The organism is Maribacter sp. (assembly GCF_016744255.1).
In the GTDB taxonomy this organism is placed as follows: domain Bacteria; phylum Bacteroidota; class Bacteroidia; order Flavobacteriales; family Flavobacteriaceae; genus Maribacter_B.
In genome coordinates this window covers 1-23,705 of sequence record NZ_JADGES010000006.1, presented here as the reverse complement: position 1 = coordinate 23,705, position 23,705 = coordinate 1, and the positions used below count along the sequence as shown (strand labels likewise).

At 32.5% G+C, this 23,705-nt stretch carries 25 protein-coding genes; 17 read left to right on the top strand and 8 right to left on the bottom strand.

Annotation, left to right across the window (positions count from 1 at the left end):
- Positions 1–75 precede the first annotated feature (75 nt).
- Entirely contained in the window at positions 76–738 is a 663-nt protein-coding gene (locus QZZ51_RS02280) for a hypothetical protein (RefSeq protein ID WP_291865303.1), read from the top strand.
- Positions 738–884 (top strand): hypothetical protein, encoded by a 147-nt coding sequence (locus tag QZZ51_RS02275; RefSeq protein ID WP_291865300.1) that lies wholly within the window; start codon positions 738–740, stop codon positions 882–884. Before QZZ51_RS02280 ends, QZZ51_RS02275 begins: the two co-directional genes overlap by 1 nt.
- Before the next feature lie 389 nt (positions 885–1,273).
- On the opposite strand, the gene QZZ51_RS02270 is transcribed toward QZZ51_RS02275, so the two are convergent.
- Positions 1,274–1,414 carry a hypothetical protein gene (locus QZZ51_RS02270; protein WP_291865297.1) on the bottom strand — a complete coding sequence of 47 codons (141 nt, stop codon included), beginning with the start codon at positions 1,412–1,414 and terminating at the stop codon, positions 1,274–1,276.
- A 524-nt stretch (positions 1,415–1,938) separates the two neighbouring features.
- A complete protein-coding gene (locus tag QZZ51_RS02265; protein WP_291865295.1) occupies positions 1,939–2,832 on the bottom strand; it encodes a phospholipase A in 894 nt (297 codons plus the stop codon).
- A gap of 246 nt (positions 2,833–3,078) precedes the next feature.
- Between QZZ51_RS02265 and QZZ51_RS02260 the strand changes: the two genes are divergently transcribed.
- The 4 genes from QZZ51_RS02260 to QZZ51_RS02245 are packed head-to-tail and all read left to right on the top strand — an operon-like array spanning position 3,079 to position 6,277.
- Complete coding sequence (locus QZZ51_RS02260) at positions 3,079–3,663, top strand: TetR/AcrR family transcriptional regulator (RefSeq protein WP_291865292.1); 585 nt, start codon at positions 3,079–3,081, stop codon at positions 3,661–3,663.
- Position 3,664: 1 nt separating this feature from the next.
- Positions 3,665–4,414, top strand: coding sequence for a nucleoside-diphosphate sugar epimerase (locus QZZ51_RS02255; protein ID WP_291865290.1), 750 nt, complete (start codon positions 3,665–3,667; stop codon positions 4,412–4,414).
- A gap of 22 nt (positions 4,415–4,436) precedes the next feature.
- The gene (locus QZZ51_RS02250; RefSeq protein WP_291865287.1) at positions 4,437–5,069 is read left to right on the top strand and encodes a nitroreductase family protein; all 633 of its coding nucleotides are present in this window, start codon (positions 4,437–4,439) and stop codon (positions 5,067–5,069) included.
- Between the two features lie 47 nt (positions 5,070–5,116).
- Complete coding sequence (locus QZZ51_RS02245) at positions 5,117–6,277, top strand: iron-containing alcohol dehydrogenase (protein ID WP_291865285.1); 1,161 nt, start codon at positions 5,117–5,119, stop codon at positions 6,275–6,277.
- Positions 6,278–6,528: 251 nt separating this feature from the next.
- Here QZZ51_RS02245 and QZZ51_RS02240 read toward each other — a convergent pair whose 3' ends face one another.
- A complete protein-coding gene (locus QZZ51_RS02240; protein ID WP_291865282.1) occupies positions 6,529–6,720 on the bottom strand; it encodes a cold-shock protein in 192 nt (63 codons plus the stop codon).
- A gap of 223 nt (positions 6,721–6,943) precedes the next feature.
- Between QZZ51_RS02240 and QZZ51_RS02235 the strand changes: the two genes are divergently transcribed.
- The 9 genes from QZZ51_RS02235 (at position 6,944) to QZZ51_RS02195 (ending at position 15,171) form a co-directional block, all read left to right on the top strand.
- Positions 6,944–7,558 (top strand): TetR/AcrR family transcriptional regulator, encoded by a 615-nt coding sequence (locus QZZ51_RS02235; RefSeq protein WP_291865279.1) that lies wholly within the window; start codon positions 6,944–6,946, stop codon positions 7,556–7,558.
- Between the two features lies 1 nt (position 7,559).
- Positions 7,560–8,810: a TolC family protein gene (locus QZZ51_RS02230; RefSeq protein ID WP_291865276.1), complete on the top strand. Its 1,251-nt coding sequence runs from the start codon at positions 7,560–7,562 to the stop codon at positions 8,808–8,810.
- A gap of 11 nt (positions 8,811–8,821) precedes the next feature.
- Positions 8,822–9,718: an HlyD family efflux transporter periplasmic adaptor subunit gene (locus tag QZZ51_RS02225; RefSeq protein WP_291865273.1), complete on the top strand. Its 897-nt coding sequence runs from the start codon at positions 8,822–8,824 to the stop codon at positions 9,716–9,718.
- A gap of 20 nt (positions 9,719–9,738) precedes the next feature.
- Positions 9,739–10,353: a DUF2202 domain-containing protein gene (locus QZZ51_RS02220; RefSeq protein ID WP_291865270.1), complete on the top strand. Its 615-nt coding sequence runs from the start codon at positions 9,739–9,741 to the stop codon at positions 10,351–10,353.
- An 85-nt stretch (positions 10,354–10,438) separates the two neighbouring features.
- Positions 10,439–11,341, top strand: coding sequence for an ABC transporter ATP-binding protein (locus QZZ51_RS02215; protein ID WP_291865267.1), 903 nt, complete (start codon positions 10,439–10,441; stop codon positions 11,339–11,341).
- The gene (locus QZZ51_RS02210; protein ID WP_291865264.1) at positions 11,341–12,069 is read left to right on the top strand and encodes an ABC transporter ATP-binding protein; all 729 of its coding nucleotides are present in this window, start codon (positions 11,341–11,343) and stop codon (positions 12,067–12,069) included. Before QZZ51_RS02215 ends, QZZ51_RS02210 begins: the two co-directional genes overlap by 1 nt.
- Positions 12,066–13,172: an ABC transporter permease gene (locus tag QZZ51_RS02205; protein WP_291865262.1), complete on the top strand. Its 1,107-nt coding sequence runs from the start codon at positions 12,066–12,068 to the stop codon at positions 13,170–13,172. Before QZZ51_RS02210 ends, QZZ51_RS02205 begins: the two co-directional genes overlap by 4 nt.
- A gap of 108 nt (positions 13,173–13,280) precedes the next feature.
- Entirely contained in the window at positions 13,281–14,402 is a 1,122-nt protein-coding gene (locus QZZ51_RS02200; protein WP_291865260.1) for an ABC transporter permease, read from the top strand.
- A gap of 10 nt (positions 14,403–14,412) precedes the next feature.
- On the top strand, positions 14,413–15,171 hold the full coding sequence (locus tag QZZ51_RS02195; protein WP_291865257.1) for a TIGR00730 family Rossman fold protein: 759 nt from the start codon (positions 14,413–14,415) through the stop codon (positions 15,169–15,171).
- A 77-nt stretch (positions 15,172–15,248) separates the two neighbouring features.
- Here QZZ51_RS02195 and QZZ51_RS02190 read toward each other — a convergent pair whose 3' ends face one another.
- A complete protein-coding gene (locus tag QZZ51_RS02190; protein WP_291865253.1) occupies positions 15,249–16,562 on the bottom strand; it encodes a DEAD/DEAH box helicase in 1,314 nt (437 codons plus the stop codon).
- Positions 16,563–16,566: 4 nt separating this feature from the next.
- Positions 16,567–17,892 carry a DEAD/DEAH box helicase gene (locus tag QZZ51_RS02185; protein WP_291865250.1) on the bottom strand — a complete coding sequence of 442 codons (1,326 nt, stop codon included), beginning with the start codon at positions 17,890–17,892 and terminating at the stop codon, positions 16,567–16,569.
- Positions 17,893–18,283: 391 nt separating this feature from the next.
- On the opposite strand from QZZ51_RS02185, the gene QZZ51_RS02180 reads away from it, so the two are divergent.
- On the top strand, positions 18,284–20,500 hold the full coding sequence (locus QZZ51_RS02180) for an amino acid permease (RefSeq protein ID WP_291865246.1): 2,217 nt from the start codon (positions 18,284–18,286) through the stop codon (positions 20,498–20,500).
- 338 nt (positions 20,501–20,838) lie between these two features.
- A complete protein-coding gene (locus tag QZZ51_RS02175) occupies positions 20,839–21,600 on the top strand; it encodes an NYN domain-containing protein (RefSeq protein WP_291865243.1) in 762 nt (253 codons plus the stop codon).
- Positions 21,601–22,004: 404 nt separating this feature from the next.
- Here the strand turns inward: QZZ51_RS02175 and QZZ51_RS02170 are convergent, their stop codons facing one another.
- The 3 genes from QZZ51_RS02170 to QZZ51_RS02160 all read right to left on the bottom strand — a co-directional run bounded on the left by QZZ51_RS02170 (position 22,005) and on the right by QZZ51_RS02160 (position 23,698).
- The gene (locus QZZ51_RS02170) at positions 22,005–22,775 is read right to left on the bottom strand and encodes a tetratricopeptide repeat protein (protein ID WP_291865240.1); all 771 of its coding nucleotides are present in this window, start codon (positions 22,773–22,775) and stop codon (positions 22,005–22,007) included.
- Positions 22,750–23,187: a hypothetical protein gene (locus QZZ51_RS02165; RefSeq protein WP_291865237.1), complete on the bottom strand. Its 438-nt coding sequence runs from the start codon at positions 23,185–23,187 to the stop codon at positions 22,750–22,752. The genes QZZ51_RS02170 and QZZ51_RS02165 overlap by 26 nt, the downstream gene beginning before the upstream one ends.
- A 340-nt stretch (positions 23,188–23,527) precedes the next feature.
- Positions 23,528–23,698 (bottom strand): AraC family transcriptional regulator, encoded by a 171-nt coding sequence (locus QZZ51_RS02160; protein ID WP_291865368.1) that lies wholly within the window; start codon positions 23,696–23,698, stop codon positions 23,528–23,530.
- Positions 23,699–23,705: the final 7 nt, after the last annotated feature.

Sequence of the window (23,705 nt, the reverse complement as noted above, 5' to 3'; positions counted from 1 at the left end):
AAATTAACAATGTTTATTGTAACAAAACATCCTACACAATAGTCTACTAAATAACAATCAAAAAAACATCTAGAAATGAAAAATCAAAATACTTTATTCATTATAATCTTACTTGGATTTGGCTTTTTAAGTAGCGCGCAAGATGATGGGGATTATATTGAATTTAATGACCGCAAAAATGTGGTGCATGGCGTTTATTTAGGTATTTCTATGCACTATGGAGAAATGGATAATAAAGATACTTTCTTACCAAGTTTTAAGGTGGCATATGTTGCCAACAGACAAGTTGAAGTTGGTTTTGTAGGGACTTTCTTTTACTCTCAACAAAATTATTTTAATGCAACAGAAGGAATTAATGAAGATATTGTTGGTGCTTATGGAGGTTTACATATAGAACCTATTCTTTTTAGTAAATCTATAGTGAATTTATCTTTCCCTTTATTAATTGGAGCTGGTGGTTTGGGAGTTATTGACTCCGATTTTGATTATGATAATAAAGAGGTAGATAAAAAAGACTATAGAGAATCTGATGCTTTTGCTGTTGTAGAACCAGGAATTAACGCCTTGTTTAATGTATCGCGTTATTTACAATTAGAAGCTGGTGTTAAATATCGTTTTTCTAGCAAGACGAATCTAGAGCCTGCCACTCTGAAAAGAATAAATGGGTTTTCTGCAGGAGTAGGTATAAAAGTCGGTGTTTTTAATATGGGTAGAAACCGTTATAAAAAGAAGTTATAATGTTACGAAAAAAGAAAAAAAGAAAAGCAATAGAAACACAGGCTGTTTTTGTTAAAAATAATGAAGTTTTTTTTAGAAAAAACAAAAGCGATTCCAATCGTTCTGAAGAGTGGCAACCCGTAGTTCTTCAATGGATTTCTGTTTAATGGTAAGATTCTAATAATAATTAAAATGAAAAAAAATCACCTAGTATTACTTGTATATCTATTGGGTTTTATTGGCATAGGTAATGCGTAAGATACTGACGATTATATAGAGTTTAATGATCGTAACAATGTAGTACATGGCGTTTACTTAGAGATAACTGCATTATGCGGCGAACTAGAGAGTGAATCATTATATGGAGGAGGAATAAAATCAATAAATAGTATAAAAATTCTTAGTAAAAAGCAAATTTAAATATAGTAAACTTAGCAAAAATTTATATAAGAAAAACCTTTCACTATTCGTTTTTTTGCTTATTTATTTCCATTCTACCAGACATTATAATCCCTATAAAAACATCATTGTATAAAATAACTAAAGAATTAATATTTTAATCATTACGTTTATGATTGTGTGGCTTTAGTTTTGGGTATTTTGGCTTATTCTCAGGATTTACCCTTCTCCTTTCATCCGGAGTACCATCTTCTTTCTTCGGTTTTGGACCAGGTTTAATTGCCTCTACTTTTATCATAATTCTCATTTTAAATATTCAAAAATAAAAGTAAATAAATGCTCGTTTTATCCATTACGTAAATCCGTTAGGATATTAAAAAAATGTAGTAAAATACCATTTCACCTACCATATAGTACCCTACTAACGGTTATGCATAAATGAATGTCTTTTTCTAAAAAAAGAGGGTCTTTTGGTTGTACTATTTTTTAGTAAATGCATTAACCAAAACACGAATCTAGAAAGAGAATGTGTGGGTTATGGTAAAGTACCATCATAACCCTAATATTTCTTTCGTTTAATTTGTGCTGTGCCTGTATATGTATCAAATTAGTACAGCTTTTGCATCTTATAACTATCATTTTGCCAGCGAAACTGTAGAGGTGTTTAATGATGTACGTTTAATCGAAAAATTAGGTGACTTTTCCTTGGGGAACCTTACGTATAAAAAGTAGCCTTAATAATATTAGGTTAACCAGTGGGTAAAGCAATAATAAAGAAAGAGGAAGCTTATTAGGTTATTTAGATAAATAGGAATACCCCCTTTATTTCCATTGTAAAAGAGATACTCCTAAACCAAAAGTGGTTTGTTTATGGTTGTAATCTATAAGACTTTCTCCATACCCATAGAATAGTTGTGCATGCACTTCTAGAAGGTCAAAAACCCGAAGGGCGTAATCTATTTTTGCACTCCCTTTATTGTTGTTTCCTCCGCGTAGAGAATGTCTTAATAATAAACTTACATTATGTCTTCCGTGGGCATAAGCAGATAAAAGTTCTCCTCTGCCTATATAATTTTCTATGTTAGGGTTGTTATCTTCAACACTTTCTTCTTGTATGCGCCACCATGGGCTAAGAACAAAACTCCAAGAGGGGCTCTCCCATCCTATTTGTAAAATAACCCTATTCCAGCTTCTAGATAAAGGGTTTGCTTTGCCATTACTTTGATGATTTATACCAATACCAGTATACACGCCTTTTAGTCCCAAAAAGGAATACTTAACGGGGAGGACAAAAATTATTTCGGGTTCATAATTAGTTTCTCTAAAAGGTCTAGAAATGTCTGTGCTATATAACTGCCATCTAGAAGATTGCGTATAACCAGTCCATAAATCGCCACCTAACTTGTTGCCTAATAGATTTTTAGCTATTCTTGCTTTAAAACTTAATTGAAATTTAAATTCGGTGTCTAAATAATCATAGTATTCGGTTGCAGAATTAAGGGGATTACTGCTAGTTGGTTGGTTGTTTATATTGGACGTATAATTTGCAACTAAAAAATATACAGGTTTATAAGGAACAATTTTAAATAGTTTTGTGGTATCGTCCTGAATTTGCCACCGTTGAGAAAGTTTACCTCCTGGATCCTGAATTAAATTTTGCCCAAAGGAATAAGCAAGGCTAAAAAGAAATAAAATGATGGAACTAAATACTTTCATAAGGTATTCTATGCGTTTAAGGCGTGTTACTTTAATAAGGCAAAATTAATTAAACATTTTTCTAATACGAGTCTTTGGTATATGAAATTGTGATAAGTTATACGCAATTATAAGAAACTCTTACTGTAGTAGTGCTGGCTCTCTCTTAGTTGTTCCCTTCTAATTTAACATGTGGTATTATAAATCCATGTTAAAAAAGAATGAACATTCATTTTTTTGTATGTTTGTATTGCAAATGGAAATAATATGGCAAAACTTCAAAAAAGCATAGACAAGCGTAATGCGCTTATTAAAGCAACTATAGAACTGGTGAACAATAATGGTTTCCACGCTACTCCTATGAGTAAAATTGCTAAAATGGCTAATGTTTCGCCTGCTACCATTTATTTGTATTTTGATAATAAACAAGATTTGGTAGACAAAACCTATATAGAAGTAAAGGCTGCGTACACACATTATGCCTTTGCTACCTATAATGAAAAGATGTCGGTAGAAGAAGGTTTTAAAATAGTATGGAAACGTATTGCAGATTTTAAGCTTAAGGAGAGCGAAAACGCTATGTTTTTAGTGCAGTGTGATAATACGCCAATGATTAGTGAAACTAGCAGAAAAGAAGGTATTAAGCATTTGCAACCCCTACTCGACCTTTGGAATCGCGGTAAAAAGGAAGGCATTATTAAACCCTTGTCCGATTACCTTTTGTATGCCTATGCTATAAATCCGTTATCGTTTTTAATGATTGTCCAAAAACGGGGTGCATTTACCTTGGATAAAACACATATAGAAGAAGCGTATCAATCTGCTTGGAGCAGTATAAAGGTTTGTAAGTAATATGAAGAAAACAGCGATTATATTAGGAGCATCGGGTTTAACAGGGAATATTTTACTTCAAAAATTAATAAAGGATGATAGGTATGATACTATAAAACTGTTCTCGCGTTCTAAATTAGAAGGTGTACCTAGCAAACTACCTCGGGGCAATCCCACGAGGCATTCGGAGGAAAACAGCCTTAAAATTTCGAGGCAAGCCTCGGAGCATTTAAATCTCGATTATCGAGTAAAACAGTTTGTTGGGAATTTGTTAGAGCTGAACACCTTTAAAGCGGATTTTACGGCAGATGAAGTGTATTGTTGCATAGGAACAACATCTAAAAAAACACCAGATAAAACACTTTATAAACAGATAGATTACGGTATCCCTGTAGCTGCAGCCAAGCTTGCCAAAGAAAACAACATACCTACCTTTTTAGTGGTGTCGGCAATGGCTGCCAATAAAAATAGCAGCGTATTTTATAATAAAACCAAAGGCGAAATGGAACAGGGTGTATTGCAACAAAACATAAAAAACACCTTTCTTTTAAGGCCTTCCTTAATTGGTGGGGAACGCAAAGAACGTAGAGTTTTGGAAAAAATAGGATTAATAGTTTTTAAAATAATACAACCATTATTTATAGGGAGCTTAAAAAAATACAAGATAATTAATGCAGAGAGTATAGCGCAAGCGATGCTAAATTTAGCAAACAGTATCAGTAATGCCAATGTTATTATTACATCGGATGATATAAAACAGATAGCAGAATAGGAATTAAAAATAAGATTAAAATATGGAATTATTAGACAAATTAAAATGGAGATATGCAGCAAAAGCAATGAATGGTAAAAAAGTTGCAGAAGATAAAATAGCGCGTATTTTAGAAGCGGCACGTTTATCACCTACATCTAGCGGCTTACAACCTTTTGAGGTTTTTGTAATTAAAAATCAAGAGATTAAAGAAAAAATTAGACCTGTAGCTTGGAACCAATCTGTAATTACAGACTGCTCTCACCTACTTGTTTTTGCAGCATGGGATACATATACAGCAGACCGAATTAATTATATGTTCGATCTAACAAATGATATTCGTGGATTTAAAAACGAAGGTTGGGAAAATTACCGCCAGATGTTATTAAAATTATATCCTCAAAAAGATGCAGAAGAAAACTTTAATCATGCTGCTAAACAAGCGTATATAGCATTTGCAAATGCTATTACTGCTGCTGCTTATGAAGGTGTAGATGCTACTCCTTTAGAAGGTTTTGAGCCAGATGCTGTAGATAAAATTTTAGGTCTTCGAGAAAAAGGATTACGTAGTGCTGTGTTACTTCCTATTGGTTACAGAGAAGAAGATAAAGATTGGTTAGTAAACCTTAAAAAGGTAAGAAAACCAATGGAAGATTTAGTAACAGTAATAGAATAGTGGGCCTAACAAACAGAAGAAATTAAGAACGAATAAAAGAAAAGAAGATGAACAATTTTGAATTTAAAAATCCGACCAAGATTATTTTTGGAAAGGATACCATAAATAAATTAGAAACAGAAATTCCTAGCCATGCCAAAGTATTACTGCTTTATGGTGGAGGAAGTATTAAGAAAAACGGAATTTATGATCAAGTAAAAACTGCATTATCTAAAGTAGATGTTGTGGAGTTTGGTGGTATTCCTGCAAATCCAGAATACGCGGTGTTGTTGCAAGCTTTAAGAGTTATTAAAGACGAAAATATTACCTATTTATTAGCTGTTGGTGGTGGTTCTGTTATTGATGGAACTAAATTTTTATCGGCTGCAGCAGTATTTACAGGCGATACTCCTTGGGATATTTTAGCAAAAAACATAAAGACGGAAAAAGGAATGCCTTTTGGAACTGTTTTAACGTTGCCAGCTACAGGATCAGAAATGAACTCTGGTGCAGTAATTACAAGAAAAGAAACCAAAGAAAAACGAACCATGGGTGGTCCTGGTTTATTTCCTATATTTTCCATATTAGACCCTCAGGTGATTGCCTCTATTCCAGAACGTCAATTAGCAAATGGATTAGCCGATGCTTTTACCCATGTTTTAGAGCAATACATGACCTACCCTATTGGCGCTTTATTGCAAGACCGTTTTGCAGAAAGCATTTTACAAACCCTAATAGAAGTGGCTCCTAAGGTATTAAAAGACCCTACGGACTATGGAGCAACCTCTAATTTTATGTGGAGTTGCACCATGGCATTAAATGGGTTAATACAAAAAGGGGTGCCATCAGATTGGGCTGTTCATGCCATGGGGCATGAATTAACCGCTTTATTTGGTATAGACCATGCACGTACTTTGGCAGTAATTGCTCCAAGTCATTACCAATTTAATTTTGAAGCCAAAAAAGAAAAATTAGCACAGTATGGGGAGCGTGTTTGGAATATAACCGAAGGAAGTATAGATGATAAAGCCCATGCAGCTATTAAAAAAACAGTGGCCTTTTTCCATGATTTAGGAATAGATACCAAACTATCGGATTATACTAAGGATTATGAAGGGACTGCGGAGAAAATAGCACAACGTTTTACAGATCGTGGCTGGTTAGGATTAGGGGAACACCAATCTTTATCTCCGGATAAGGTAGAAGAAATTGTGAAAATGGCGTATTAAATTTAGATTGCACAAAACATGAAAACTTATTAAGGTTCCTATAGCCCCTTTATATTACTCAAATTATAAAGAGATTGGATTATTAAAAAACTAAAATTAGGTATTAGTTTGCATACCTTACTTTTCTATAATTTACTTGCTGTATAAATTTAATACAGATATGCTCTATCTTTTCCTTTTATTGTTAAGAAAAGGCCACAAAAAAAGCCCATCCGTATGGATGGGCTTTTGTAAAACTTGAAGTATATGTATTAGATAACTTTTACGTTTACTGCATTTAATCCTTTGTTTCCTTCTTGTAGATCAAACTCAACTTTGTCGCCTTCACGAACTTCGTCAACTAAACCTGAAATGTGTACAAAGTGATCTTTCTCAACTCCTTCTTCAGTGATAAATCCAAATCCTTTAGACTCGTTGAAAAATTTTACTGTTCCTTTATTCATTGTAATGTAATTAAAAATTTATAATACTTGTTAAAGTGCAAAGATGGTGCCATTTTTTTAGAATACAACATTTTATTCCACTTATTTTCAATTTATTATATATTCCATGATAATGTATGTGCTTATGTTTGATCCTATTAGAATTATATTTCTATAGTTTATATCCTTATAAACTAATAAATATGTATATTTGTTAACCACATGGTTAAACTGTTTGGTTGATATGAAAAAAGCGAAAGATGAAAATACAGAAGGGCAAATATTAGATGCAGCAAAAAATGTATTTCAAGCAAAAGGCATGGATGGTGCCCGTATGCAAGAGATAGCGGACAAGGCAGGTATTAATAAAGCTATGCTGCATTACTATTATAGAAGTAAACAACTACTTTTCGAGGCTGTATTTAAAAATGCATTTTCCTTACTAGCGCCTCAATTAAATGCTATTTTAAATGATGACTCTTACATAGAAGATAAGGTTAAGAACTTCACTTCTAATTATATATCCTTTGTAATAAAGCATCCCTACTTACCCAATTTTATTATCCAAGAATTGAACAGGAATCCAGATTTTATTTTAAATCTAAAAGATAATAAAGGCTTTCCTAATCTAGAAAAGTTCCGTAAACAGGTTGCTATTGAAGTTAAAAAAGGCATTATAAAGCCCATAAGTGCGGAACAATTATTTATTAATATTCTAGCACTCAATATTTTCCCATTTGTGGCTAGACCGCTAATTATGACATTTATAAATACAGATAAAGCTGCTTATAATAAACTTATGGAAGATAGAAAAGCCGAAGTAGCCAATTTTATCATCCATTCCATAAAGAATACATAAAATGAAACGCTTATTAATTTTTTTCATCCTATTAATTACACTTCCGTGTATTGCGCAACAAAGCATAACACTAGAAGAATGTTACCGTTTAGTGGCTAAAAACTACCCATTGGTAAAACAGTCGCAACTGTTAGACTCCCAAAACAAATTAGATGCTGGTGTTATTGCAAATGCAAAATTGCCTCAATTTAGTTTGGATGCCCAAGCCACTTATCAATCCGATGTAATAGAAATCCCTATTCCCAACGCTGCTATTGAACCCTTAAACAAAGACCAATATAAAGCAACACTATCTGTTAATCAGCTCATTTATAATGGGGGTATTACCAATGCTTCTTTGAAGGTAAATTCGGCACAGTTAAAAACAAAGCAAAAACAGATAGAGGTTAGTTTATACCAACTAAAACAGCAAATTAATCAACTTTATTTTTCTGTTTTATTAGTACAAGAATCGGAGTTATTATTAAATGCAAAACAGACACAACTACAAGCAAAGCTCAAGGAAGTGCAATCTGGTATTAAATACGGTATCCTTTTAGCGTCTTCAGACAAAGTTCTAGAAGCAGAATTGCTAAAGATAGAACAACAGTTTCTGGAATTAGAGAGTAATAAAACAACACATATAGAAACGCTTTCTAGTTTAGTAAATAAAAGATTAGACGCTTCTACCCTATTTAAAAACCCTTTGGTAGACATACAATTACAAGAAAATTTAAACAGACCTGAGTTGGAGTTGTTTCAATTTAAAAAAGAAGAAATTGAAAGTTCCGAAATACGGATATCCAAACAAAACGCACCTAAATTACTTGGTTTTGCCTCTGGTGGTTACGGAAACCCAGGATTAAACATGCTCGATAATTCTTTTCAATCCTTTTATACCGTTGGTGTTAAATTGCATTGGAATGTATTCGATTGGAATACGAATAAAAACAAACGTAAATCTTTAGCAATCCACAAGGATATTGTAGATAACGAGACCGAAATTTTTAAACTGAATACCAACATAGAGCTGAATAAGCAACAAAAAGACATTACGAAAATGGAGGCTATAATCGCTTCGGATGCCGATATTATTACCCTTAGAAAAGAGGTGTTGCAAACCGCAGATTCGCAGCTTAAAAATGGTGTAATTACCTCCTCCGCTTATATTACAGAGCTCACCAATTTATATGAGGATGAAAACACTTTGGTAAGGCATAAAATTCAGTTACAACTGGCAAAAGCAAATTACAATGTTATTAAAGGACAATAATAAAGAAGAGTATGAAATACCTTAATTATACAGTAGCACTAAGTATTATTACTGCAAGCATTTTTTCTTGTAGTGATTCTAATGGAAAAGCAGATGGTTATGGCAATTTTGAAGCTACAGAGATTACTATTTCTGCAGAAAATAATGGAAAACTAATGTCTTTTACCATTGAAGAAGGCCAAAAACTAAAAAAAGGAGCCTTTGTCGGGTATATAGATACTATTCCATTATCCTTAAAACGAGAGCAATTAGTAGTGTCTAAAAGTGTAATTGTATCCAAATCTAGAGGTGTTTTATCCCAAATTAATGTATTAAATGCACAGCTAAAAACAGCCAACATAAACAAAAACAGAGTAGAAAACTTAATTAAAGACAATGCAGGAACTCAAAAACAGTTAGATGACGTTACTGGTGAAATAGATATTATTAAACAACGTGTCCGAAGTGTGGAAACGCAAAATGCTCCTGTTGTTAATGAGTTAAAGAATTTGGATGTACAGCTTAAACAAATAGAGGATCAAATTCAGAAAAGTAAAATTATTAATCCGGTAAACGGAACCGTTTTAACTAAATACGCGGAACCAAACGAAATTACTGCTTTTGCCAAACCGCTTTATAAAATTGCCAATTTAAACAGCATGCAATTACGTGTATACGTGAGCGAAACCCAATTGGTTAATTTAAAAATTGGGGAAGCTGTTACGGTTAAAGTAGATAATGGGGATGCCATGAAAAGCTATAAAGGAACTATTGGTTGGATTGCTTCCGAGGCTGAATTTACCCCAAAAATAATACAAACCAAAGAAGAGCGTGTTGCCTTAGTTTATGCTCTAAAAATAAATGTGATTAATGATGGAAGTCTAAAAATAGGAATGCCTGCAGAAATGTGGATGCAATTAGAGGATTAATAATATAAAATAATCTAGAGATGAAAAAAACAATAATTTTAACAGTACTAAGTGTTCTGTTGCTCAGTAATTGTTCTTCGGATGACAATAATGATATTACAGAGGCAGAAACACAAGAATTAACTCAAGATGAAATAAATGATTTAATTTTTTTAAGAGAAGAAGAAAAACTGGCAAGAGATGTTTATTTGCACTCTTTTAATACATATAACATAGCAATTTTTAACAATATTGCAAAGAGCGAACAATCGCATATGGATAATGTATTAGCAGTAATGAAAAAATATAATATTCCAGATTCGGCCAATGCAGAGATAGGTGTTTTTAATAACCAGGAAATACAAACAATTTACGACAACTTAATTATTCAATCCGATATTTCATTGGTAGAAGCTCTAATCGTTGGAGCAATCATTGAAGATTTAGATATTAATGACATTAAGGATTTTATTAATAATACAATTAAGCCCGATTTATTAAGTGTTTATGATAAACTTACCTGTGGCTCAAAAAATCATATCCGCTCTTACACCAACCAGCTATACAATAACGATATAATTTATACACCACAATATATTTCAATAGATTATTACAATTCTATTTTAAGTGAAACAGGTGGTGGTTGTGGTAATTAATCAAAGACAATATACAACAGCACTTCTTTTTGAGTGCTGTTGGTAATTTTATGAATTGCAATAAAATAAAAAAAGAAACATATTTGTGAGTATATCCGTTCAACATATCAGTAAATCTTACAAAAACGTAAAAGCGTTACAAAACATTTCTTTTGAAGTAAAAGAAGGGGAGCTTTTTGGACTTATTGGTCCGGATGGAGCAGGCAAAACAACGCTTTTTAGAATTTTAACCACGCTTTTAATAGCTAATGAAGGCACGGCAACAGTTGCAGGTTTTAATGTGGTGTTGGATTATAAAAACATAAGAAATAGTGTTGGCTATATGCCTGGAAAATTCTCTTTATATCAAGATTTAACGGTCGAAGAAAATTTAAATTTCTTTGCTACTATTTTTGGAACTACGATTGCAGAGAATTACGATTTAATAAAAGAGATTTACGTACAAATAGAGCCCTTTAAGGATCGTAGAGCCGGAAAATTGTCTGGTGGTATGAAACAAAAATTGGCTTTGTGTTGTGCTTTAATTCACAAACCTAAAGTCTTGTTTTTAGATGAACCAACAACAGGAGTTGATCCAGTTTCTAGAAAAGAATTTTGGGAAATGCTAAAACGACTGCAACAAAAGGATATTACCATTTTGGTGTCTACACCATATATGGACGAAGCCGAATTATGTGACCGAATAGCTCTCATACAAAACGGTGAAATTCTAGAGATAGATACCCCTGCAGAGATTGTTAAACACTATCCTAAAAAGATGTATAACGTAAGAGGAGATAATATGTACAAACTTATAGAGAGTCTAAAGGCATACGAGCACCAATACAGCGTGTATCCTTTTGGCGAATTTGTACACTATACAGACCATAGAACAGATTTTGATACGGAAAGCTTAAAGGATTACTTAAAGACCAAAGGGCTTACGGATATTACTATTGCAACAACGCAACCAACCATAGAAGATACTTTTATGGAATTAGCAAAATAATGAGCGATAACAAAGTCATACAAGTAGAAGGGTTAACCAAAATGTTTGGGGATTTTACAGCAGTAAACGCCATTACTTTCGAGGTGGAAAAAGGCGAAATATTTGGATTTTTAGGGGCTAATGGTGCTGGAAAAACTACGGCTATGAAAATGCTAATTGGCATTTCTAATCCCACATCTGGAAAAGCTAAAGTTGCAGGTTTCGATGTGTTTACAGAGGCAGAAAATATTAAGAGGAATATTGGTTATATGAGTCAGAAATTTGCTTTGTATGACGATTTAACGGTTAAAGAAAACATAACATTTTTTGGAGGTATCTATGGTTTGTCTCGAAAAAAAATAAAAGAAAAATCGGATGCTTTGATTAAGGAATTGGGGCTTGATGAAATTGCTAATCAATTAGTAGGCTCTTTACCATTGGGATGGAAACAAAAAATATCGTTTTCCGTGTCTTTGCTTCACGACCCTAAAATTGTGTTTTTAGATGAACCTACGGGAGGTGTAGATCCCATTACAAGGCGTCAATTTTGGGAACTAATTTACAAAGCGGCTCATTTAGGAACTACTGTTTTTGTAACCACGCATTATATGGATGAAGCAGAATATTGCGATCGTGTGTCTATTATGGTTAACGGTAAAATAGAAGCATTAGGTACTCCGAAAAAGCTGAAAGAACAGTTTAATGCGGCGAATATGAACGATGTATTCTTAAAATTAGCAAGAGGATGAAAAGGTTTATAGGCTTTGTAAAGAAAGAATTCTACCATATATTTAGAGATAGGCGTTCGTTGTTTATTCTCTTTGGAATGCCAATTGCCCAAATTTTATTGTTTGGTTTTGCTATTACCAATGAAATTAATAATGTAGACATTGCTATTTTAGACCATTCCAAAGACGCTACAACCAAAGAAATCATCAACAAAATAGCCGCTTCAAAATATTTTAGCATCAAACAAATGGTTACCCGTGAAGCAGATATTGCTTCTGTTTTTCAAAAAGGACATGTGAAAGCTGTTTTAAATTTTGAAAAAGATTTTAGTAAAAACCTCATTAAAGAACACAAAGCTACGATTCAGATTATTACAGATGCTACCGACCCAAATACCGCAAATACCATCAGTAATTATGTAAATGCCATTCTGCAGCAATATCAAAAAGAAGTAAACAAAGAAATAATAATAGCCTATCAAATAGTTACCGAAACACGTATGGTTTACAATCCAGAATTAAAAAGTGTTTATATGTTTGTTCCTGGTGTAATGACTATTATTCTTATGCTTGTGTCTGCAATGATGACTTCTATTTCTATCACTAGAGAGAAAGAATTAGGTACTATGGAAATTCTTTTGGTATCGCCACTAAAACCATTTCAGGTAATTATAGGAAAAGTGTTTCCTTATATTTTTCTGTCCGTCATTAACGCTGTAGTTATTGTAGTGTTGAGTATTTTTATTTTTAATATGCCTATTCAAGGTAGCTTGTTGTTATTGGCATTAGAAAGTGTTCTTTTTATAATAAGTGCTTTAGCATTGGGTATATTAATCTCTACCATTTCTGCAACGCAACAAACTGCAATGATGATTTCTTTAATGGGATTAATGCTCCCGGTAATTTTATTGTCTGGGTTTATATTCCCTATTTCAAGTATGCCAATACCATTGCAAGTTATTAGTAATATTATTCCTGCTAAATGGTTCATAATCATTATAAAAGGGATAATGCTTAAAGGAGTTGGACTGCAATATATTTGGAAAGAAACTTTAGTTTTATTTGGAATGACCGTATTTTTTATTGCATTGAGTATTAAGAAATATAAAATTAGATTAGAGTAAAAAAGTTAGTTATCCTACGAGGTTTTATGGTTGCTGAGCGAAGTCGAAGCTAAAACCTAATAGATATAATGTCAATTAAAAAAGATTTCTGCCTGCGCAGGAAGTTATATGAAAACAATTATATACATCATACAAAAAGAGTTTAAGCAGATTTTTAGAAACAAAGGTATGCTTCCTATAATTTTTGTTTTGCCTTTATTGCAACTAGTTATCTTGTCTAATGCAGCTACTTTTGAAGTTAAAAACATCAAATTTGGGTATGTAGATATGGACCATACCACCACATCTAGAGCGTTAATAGAAAAATTTAATGCTTCCACTTATTTTAATGTTTTAACAGATTTTTCTTCAGAAAGATTGGCAAGCTCTGCAATGCTTAAAGGAGAAGTAGATGTTTTATTAGAAATTCCAAACTATTTTGAGCGCGATTTATATAAAGAAAAATATAATCGTTTAGGCGTTACTATTAATGCTATAGATGGTGCAGCAGCAGGTGTAGAAAATGTATATGTAACACAGATTATTCAACGTTTTAATTCAAATTTAAAAGTCGATTTATTAAAACCTTCAGACAAACAAGTACAGCCAACAAGGATCGAGACCATTCCTCTATTTTGGTATAACCAAACGCTAAACTATAAAACCTTTATGGTTCCAGGTATATTAGTTTTACTGGTAACCATGATTACTTTATTTCTGTCTGGAATGAATATAGTACGAGAAAAAGAAATTGGAACTTTAGAGCAAATTAATGTTACCCCAATTAAAAAAAGTCAGTTTATAATAGGGAAACTTTTTCCGTTTTGGGTAATTGGTATGGGGTTATTGACCATAGGTTTAATTATTGCCAAACTCATTTTTAATGTTCCTATGTTAGGTAGTTTACCACTCATGTATTTCTATACTTCTATTTATATTTTAGTGGTTTTAGGGATAGGATTATTCATTTCAAATTTTACAGATACGCAACAACAAGCTATGTTTATCGCTTGGTTTTTTACGGTTATTTTTATTTTAATGAGCGGTTTGTTTACTCCTATAGAAAGTATGCCAAAATGGGCTCAAATTCTTACAGAGTTTAATCCAATTAAATACTTTGTAGAAGTTATGCGTATGGTAATGCTTAAGGGCTCTGGCTTTATGGATATTCTTCCGCAGTTATTAAAAACATTGCTTTATGCTATAATTATGAATGGATTAGCCGTTTGGAGTTATAAAAAGACGACTTAAAATATGAGGTATGAAAACAGAGAAAAACGTCGAATTATCTAAAGATGAATCTTTATTTGTAAGAGGTCCTTTATCTCGTTTTAAAGAATTGACTTTTGCTTTTAAAGTCTTTTTCAATTTTATTAAAGCCTTCAGAAAAATGCACTTTATTGGGCCTTGTGTTACAGTTTTTGGTTCGGCAAGATTTACGGAAGATTCTGAACATTACAAAAATGCCAAAAAAATTGGAGCAGCCTTAGCAAAAACAGGATTTACAGTAATGACAGGTGGTGGTCCAGGCATTATGGAAGCTGCCAATAAAGGTGCTTTTGAAGCTGGTGGAAACTCGGTCGGATGCAATATTATTTTACCTTTTGAACAAAAGCCAAATCCGTATCTGCATAAATGGATAAACATTCCATACTTCTTTTTAAGAAAAGTAATTCTTGTGAAATATTCTTACGCCTTTGTGGTAATGCCCGGTGGCTTTGGTACTTTAGATGAATTGTTTGAAGCACTAACTTTAATGCAAACCAAGGTAATCCAAGATTTTCCTGTGGTCATTTTTGATTCGGAATATCATAAAAAACTATGTGAACATATATATTTAATGGCTGAAAATGAAAGTATCAGTCCAGAAGACATGAAACTACTATTTGTAACCGATTCTGTAGAAGATGTAATTACGCATATTGAAACACATTCCATTAAAAAATTCGGTTTAGTTAAAAAACAAGTTAAACCAAAATGGTGGCTTGGCGAATCGATTAACAAACATTTTGGATTTTAATCCACAGGTTCAATTTTAAAATTCACGGTTACAGAATGTGACCTTGGAAGAAATATTACATAGTGTTTTACTTTTTATTAAAGCACCGAGATACGTACTTTCTTTTTCTTAAGTCTACTGTTGTTTAGTGTGTTTGCCAATTCTTGCGCTAAGGTAATTGGTACAGCAACAAAAGCACAATCTTGTTTTAGCTCTATAACTCCTAATTGTTCTTTGCTGATATTTCCTTGTTTAAAAAACAAACCAGCAATATCTCCTTTAGAAATTTTATCTTTTCTACCTCCCGATATAAATAGAGTTTGCCAAAATTGTGGTTCCCTTTTAGTTGGGGTAGAAATATTGGCTTCCGTAACATCTGTAATAAAATCAGGTAATTTTTGATTTTTCCATTTTAGAATATAGGCCGTTCCTTTTTCATTTACTCTAGCTGTTCTACCATTTCTATGCGTAAATTCTTCTGCATGTAAAGGAAGTTCATAGTGAATAATAAATTTCAGTTCCGGTATGTCTATTCCCCTTGCTGCTAAATCTGTAGCAAGCAATATTTGACTACTACCATTTCTGAATTTTATTAAGGCGCGTTCCCTGTCTTTTTGTTCCATACCTCCAGAAAAACATCCGTGAGAGATATTACTTTTTTCTAGAAAAGAACTCACAACAGCTATACTATCTTTTAAATTGCAAAAAATAATACCTGGCTTATTGCCTAAGTGAAGTATTAAACTTAATAGACTATCTAATTTGTCTTTACTAGGAGAAAGTACCGTTTTAATTTCTAAACGAGAACTTTTCTTTTTATCTAGATAATTAATAATTTTTGGATCGTCTAATCTTACAAATTTTGGAATCTTAACTCCCTGTGTAGCAGATGTTAATATGCGTTTATTTAAATTAGGAAGTTCCGATAAAATAGCACTCATTTCTTCCTCGAAACCTATTTCTAAAGACTTATCAAACTCATCTAAAATCAATGTTTTAATAGTAGCTGTAGAAAAACGTTCACTATCCATATGGTCTAAAATTCTACCTGGAGTTCCTATTAAAATAGCAGGTTTGTGCTTTATCTCTATCTTGTCTTTAGACATGGGTCTTCCGCCGTAGACTGCATTCACTTTAAAACCAGTACCCATATTACGAGCAACTTGCTCTATTTGTATGGCTAACTCTCTAGTAGGTACTACAATTAAGGCTTGTATCTCTGGATTTTCAGGATTTAAAGTATTAATTACAGGCAAAAGAAAAGCTAAAGTCTTTCCTGTCCCTGTAGGAGATAGAATAATAGTATTCCTGCTAGATTCTATAGTAGCAATGGCTTCTTCTTGCATAGGATGCAAAGCATCTATCTGCAATTTCTTAAGAATGTCTTGTTGCGCTTTAATATGGTTTGCCATTAAACTAGTTCTTTTTTTTAGGTAGAGAAGCTTCTTTATTGGTTTGTTCTAGGTGATTTGCTAATACTTTTTCTATTAACTCTTCTTTTGTTAGGTGATGAAAAATAGTTTTTATTTTGTCCTTAAAAGAATCGGATACTTCTCTATTCGGTTTGGTTTTGAAAATCTTTTTTGCCCATAATAAACTATTGTTCTCTTCTATACTTTGCGCATCTGCTTTTTTAGATTTTTGAAAAACAATACCTAATTCTTTTTCAAAATCAGCAATGTCTACTTCCTCTTCTTTTTGTAAAATAGTAAGAGAAAGCCCCTTGGCTCCTGCTCTAGCCGTACGACCACTTCTGTGCACATAGGCATCGTACGTATCTGGTAAATGATAATTTACCACATAGGTTATTTCTTTTACATCTATTCCACGAGACGCTAAGTCTGTAGCAACTAGAATGTTTATTTGCCCTTCTCTAAATTGTCCCATAACACGATCTCTTATCCCTTGTGTTAAACTACCATGAAGAGAACCTGAGGAGAACTTATTAATAGCCAAATTCTTAGCTAGTTTGTTAACCGCAGCTTTTGTTTTACAAAAAATAACCCCTCTTTCGCCATCCTTAGTACTTAAAAAGTGAAGTAATACTTCTAACTTTTCAATAGGTTCTACTACTATATATTGATGGTCAATACCTTTATGCCCCATAGTAGCCATATCTACTTCTATATGAGTGGCATGTTTGGTTAAATAATTCTGAACTAATTGTTTAATAGCTCCTGGCATGGTAGCCGTAAACAAAAAGGTTCTTTTTGTTTTAGGAATTTCATTTACAATAGGATCTAAGTCTTCCTTTAAACTTGTTACCATTTCATCGGCTTCATCTAAAACTAAAAAATCTACATTTTTAAGGTTTATAGCCTTTCTATTTATTAAATCTACCAAACGACCTGGTGTAGCAACCACAATATGTGTTTTTTCTTGTAGCCTTTCTATTTGTGGTTTTACAGGTACGCCTCCACATATAGATGTGATGGAAATAGCATTACTGTTTGATGAATAAGAAACTAGGTTGCTGTAAATTTGCTGTCCTAATTCTCTAGTAGGAGCTAAAACTACGGCTTGTATTTTGGAGCTTTCTACATCTATTAATTGCAATAATGGCAATCCAAAAGCTGCGGTCTTTCCGGTTCCCGTTTTCGCTAAGGCAACAATATCTTTCTTCGCATTTAGAATAAGCGGAATCGTCTTTTTCTGTATATCTGTGGGCTTAGAAATTTGTAATTCCTCTAAACTTTGTTCCAATTGGGTATTAATTCCTAAATCTGAAAACCGCTTTACCATAAAATAAATTTTGACAAAGATAAGTACACTATTCTTGGGAATACGTTAGATTGGTTTTTATTCAAATAAATAGAAAAGAGATTCCTTATTAAGGCACGTTTATGCAAAAAAAAATATTTGGTTGCTTTACATTATAGGCTATACTTCATTTAATTAATAAGAAGATGTATACTACCAATATACCAAGAAGATGGTAATGAAAGAAGCCGATTAACTAATATGGAGCTAATCAATCTAATTTAAATGATATATTTTATGTTTAAACAAACATTTTACACCACATCAATACAAATTACTTTTAGATATGAAATAATCAATCAATAACCTGTAAGAAATGCATGTATATTTGTGATGCATTTTTTCTAGTACTATTTAAAAATATCCTATACTAATGGCAGAAAAGAACAAATTTGGCACTTTTGCTGGAGTTTTTACCCCTTCGATATTAACCATTTTAGGGGTTATAATGTATATGCGACTTGGTTGGGTAGTTGGTAATGCAGGACTTATTGGCGCTATTGCAATTATTATTATTGCCCATGTTATTGCAATTACTACAGGTCTAAGTGTTTCTTCCGTAGCAACCGATAAAAAAATTGGTGCAGGTGGTATCTATTATGTGCTCTCTAGGAGTATGGGTATTCCTATTGGAGGCTCTATAGGGATTGCTCTATATGTAGGAACCGCTTTTTCTATTGCCTTGTATTTAATTGGTTTTGCAGAGAGTTTTAATTCATTTTTTGGATATGGAATGTCTGTTAACGATTTTAGAATTACAGGAACTATAGCTCTTGTATCGCTTACTGCTCTTGCTTTAATAAGTACTTCATTTGCATTAAAGACACAATTTTTTATTCTAGGGGCTATAGTTCTATCTTTAATTTCTATTTTTTTAGGTAGCACAGAATTTGCACCACAATCGGTTTCTATGTTATCTACAGAGGGCGGAGCCTCTTTAGAAGTGGTTTTTGCTATTTTTTTCCCTGCAGTCACTGGTTTCACCGCTGGTATTGCAATGAGTGGGGACTTAAAAGACCCTAAAAAATCTATTCCAGTAGGTACTTTATTAGCCATAGCAGTAGGGTTGGTAGTTTATATAATTCTGGCAGTGTTTTTTGCTTATAATGTAAATAGCGAGGTTCTTAAAAACGATTATAATTTTCTTATGAAAATAGCCTTCTTTGCTCCTGCTGTTGCAGCAGGTATATGGGGAGCAACGTTATCTTCTGCTTTAGGAGGTATTCTTGGTGGACCTAGAATACTACAAGCAATGTCTATGGATAAAGTGACTCCAAAATTTTTTGGTAAGGGTCGTGGAGCTAGTAATGAGCCTGTAAATGCTTTGTTTTTAGTCTTTATAATTGCAGAAGCCGGTATACTAATAGGAGAATTAGATGTTATTGCACGCGTAGTTTCTATGTTCTATTTAGCGGCCTATGGCTTTATAAATATTTCTTACTTTCTAGAAAGCTGGGCAAATCCAGATTTTCAACCCACATTTAAAATAAAACGCTGGATAGGTCTTGTTGGGTTTATTGCATGTTTTTCGGTTATGTTTAAATTAGATATGGTAGCTATGCTTGGCGCTTTTGCCGTAATAGGTTTGTTATACTTTGGCTTACAACGAAAAGAAGTTAAAATACAATCTAACGACGTTTGGCGTAGTGTATGGGAAAATATAGTGAATAAAGGTTTAAAAAGAATCGATGATAAGGTAGATGAAAATGCCAATTGGAATCCTAATATTATTCTATTTAGTGGAAAAAGTGACCATCAATCTTATTTATTAGAACTAGGGAAAACAGTATCTGGTAGAACGGGAATCGTAACAAACTTTAAACTAATACTAGATAAAAAGAATAATAAACCACTAAAAAAAGCAGAACAAACTATTAGGAATCATACCTATAAAGAGCTAGGTATTTTTGCAAGGCAGATAAAGGTGGATAATATTTATACAGGAATAACCAATATTGCTTCTACTTTTGGGTTTTCTGGCGTAGAACCAAATACTATTATGATGGGGTGGCCCAAAGGGTTAGAGAACTCTTCGGAGTATTTTAAAATGACCGAAACTTTGCTGCATTTAGATTATAATTTGCTTTACTTGGATTTTGATAAGAAAACCAAATTTGGAACTTATAGTACTGTAGATTTGTGGTGGCGAGAAACCGATAGTAAAAATGCGGAAATGATGCTGAATATTGCACGGTTTATCATCGCTTCTCCAAAATGGAATAGCACTAATATTCGGGTCCTTTTTGTAAATAATAACAATGTAGACATAACTATAATTGAATCTAAAATAGCCGCTCTGGTAGATGATTTAAGAGTTAATGTAACTATAAAAATAATTAATAATGCAGTAGAACAAAGACCCTTCTATACTATTATAGAGGAGGAATCTTGTACTACAGATTTAACGCTGGTAGGTATTCCAAACTACAGAATAGAAAAGCAAGCAGAATTTGTGCTAAAAACAAGTAATCTATTCGAGAGTATTGGCTCTACCCTATTGGTAAAAGCAGCAAATAATTTTAATGAGCTCGATTTAGATGTGATAAAAGGAAACCTTGGCTCTACCGAACTTGCAGAGTTGGTAGAATAATGAACAAAGAGGATTAATAAGCCTTGCAAATACATAGAAGCTGTTCGGCTGTTACAGAAAAAGCATTGTTAATTGTAATTTTTAAGGATTTATTTTTTTATGGATTACTAATAGCTGTTAAGCCAGATAAAGCTGATTTCACTCGATAATCGAGATTTAAATACTCCGAGACTTGCCCTGAAATTTTAAAATTTTTTTCTTACGAATGCCTCGTGGGATTGCCCCGAGGTAGTTTACTAGATTTTATTTTTTATTAATCTATTCCTATACCATTAGCTTACATTTTTCTTTGTAAGTTGTATGCTATAATAAATGCTGCATTAAATAATACTCAAAATATGAATACTAATATAAATTTAGCTGTACTTATAGATGGCGATAATATTCCATCTGCCCATGTAAAAGAAATGATGGAGGAAATTGCAAAGTATGGAAACCCTACTATTAAGAGAATCTATGGCGATTGGACGAAACCTAATCTGACCAAATGGAAAAACCTTTTATTAGAAAACGCCATTACCCCTATTCAGCAATATGGTTATACTACGGGTAAAAATGCAACAGATTCTGCTATGATTATAGATGCAATGGATATTCTTTATAGTGGTAAAGTAAACGGCTTCTGTTTAGTTTCTAGCGATAGCGATTTTACTCGCTTAGCTACTAGATTAAGAGAAGCTGGCATGCAAGTAATAGGTATTGGAGAAAAGAAAACCCCAAACCCTTTTATTGTTGCTTGTGATAAATTTGTTTATATAGAGGTTCTAAAAAGCCAAGTAGAAAAGAAAAATGATGACGATAAAGATGTAAACAAAACCAATGTAGATAAAATAACACAAAAGGAAATTAAATTAATTTCTACCACAATCTCCGATGTTTCGGATGACGATGGTTGGGCTTTTCTTGGAGATGTTGGTAGTCTATTACAAAAGAAGCAACCTAATTTTGATTCTAGAAATTATGGCTTTGAAAAGCTAACACCCTTAATAAAATCTATAGGAAACTTTGAACTAGAACGGCGAGAGAATCCTAAGAGTAAAAACAAGTTAGTTTTTGTAAAGAATAAAGAAAAAGATATTAAAAAATTTAAAAAGTATTAACAAGCTAGTAAATAAAAAGGAAGCCTTTTAAGAGATTGTGCCAAGGAAAAGTAGCTAACTTGTATATTAACTATGTAGCGTTTAAAATGAAACTAATTTGACATTTTAATAGATAGTTGCGATTTATGTTTTGGTTCTATGCTTAAGCTTTTTGTTCTAGCATTTGCTACTAGTGGGTTTAATACCTCCGATGCTTGTGCCAAAATGGCAAAGTACAGTTCCTATAAACCCACCTGCCCTTTCCTTTCTCATTTCCAATAGATTGAATTCCCTCATAGTCTTTCCAATGTTGCTTGGTTTGCTGTTTCCAATACTGGTTAAATAGAAAAGTACCATTCTCTTTTAAAATTAAGATATATTGTTGGTACATATATTAATTATAGGTTTCCTAAGTTGGTATTCTATTATTCTCTAGATTGCTGTTTAAATTCTAATATTTCGGACAAGTAGATTTCATTCAAATACTCGTTATAGGGGTCATCTCTTTTGTAAAAAATATTAGTCTCGGCTTTTTTAATATGTATTTTTTCTAATGTAGTATTACCTAATTTTCGGTACGCTTTGGCAAGTCCAAAATGAGCCTCACATACACTTTCGGATTGAGCTAATGCTCGTTGAAATTCTGAAATCGATTTCTCATAATTACCAAGTTCGTATTCACAAAGTCCTAGATAAACAAAAGAATTAATATCTGCCCAATCCTCTTTTTGGTTTTTAATATTGCGGTTAAACATTTCAATAGCTTTTCGAAAGTCTTTTTTCCCAAAATAACATTCTCCTCTCAAAAAGTCAATATCTTCTCCCCAAGGTGCATCTACAACATCTGGGGTTAAATCATCTAGTCTATCAAAGTCATCTAATGCATTGTCGTAATCACGTATTTTTCTTAATCTTATCCAACCTCTGTAACCTAAATGGGCTAAAGGATTTAATTCAACTGCTTTATTTAGGTAAATAAAACCTGTGTGAAAATCACCAGCTTTATTGAATTTAATAACTGAATACTCCATATATTCGTCACTGTTTTTAGATTCAAAATTCTCAATTTTACGAGATAGCTCTTGTCTAACATCAGTTATTACTTTTCCTTTGAAATAACCATAAATAGCAATCGCTATTATTAAAACCAAAATAATTAAACCTGATATCTTAAAAAATTTCTTCAATCCGACCATCTTTTATTGTTAATCTAATTAAATAATAAGTTTTTGTTTCGGTGTCATTACTCCAACCTTTTAAATCACTAGCAACTAGTTCTAGCTTTTTAATTAATTTACCATTGTTAAATTGGATAGGTTCATAGTTGGTGTCTATCTGAAATTTTTTTTGGCTACAAAAAAAGCCATATTTATCTATATGCAGTTTTAACGTTATAAATCCGTTTTTTGGTTCAATATTGGTTTCGGTTTTTTTGATTTTTTCAAATGCTTTTCGGATTGTAATATTCTCGCCTTTAATTCTAGTATTATGCATTTTTCCTGAAATAGTTCCTGACCAATATGCTTCAGAATAATCATCACAGTCTGATTTTTTCTCTGAACATGAAATAAAAAATAGGATTGATAGTATTACAAAGTGTTTTTTCATAATTATGGATAATGTTTCGAATATGGTAAGTGATAAGCGATGACCTTTCCGTTTAAGCCCTTAGCAAAATTCAAAAAAATTTGCGGACTTCTTAAATATATGCAATCTTTTGCCAAAACTCCAAAACCCGTATTAATTTTAGCCTAGTTCTTCTTAAGCAATTTTTCTATTGCAAAACAAAGAAGGCCATACGACGAAACTTACGTTTCAATATTGCCCAGATAAACAGAAGTTAAATACAAAAAAAAGCTCTAAGAATCTAATTTTTAAATCTATGAGCCTAGAATAATAATGTATCAAATTAAGAAATAATTTGTTTGTTTTTTATCTCGGTTCTTTGTTAGGCACTGGGCTTTTTATAGTTTAAATTATGTCTATATTCGTTAGGGCTCATTGTAGTGTTTTTCTTGAATATTTTGCTGAAATACTGCGGATATTCAAACCCTAAAGAATATGCAATTTCACTAGCATTTTCTTTTGAATTTAAAAGTTTGTTTTTTGCTCTTTCTATGATGTAT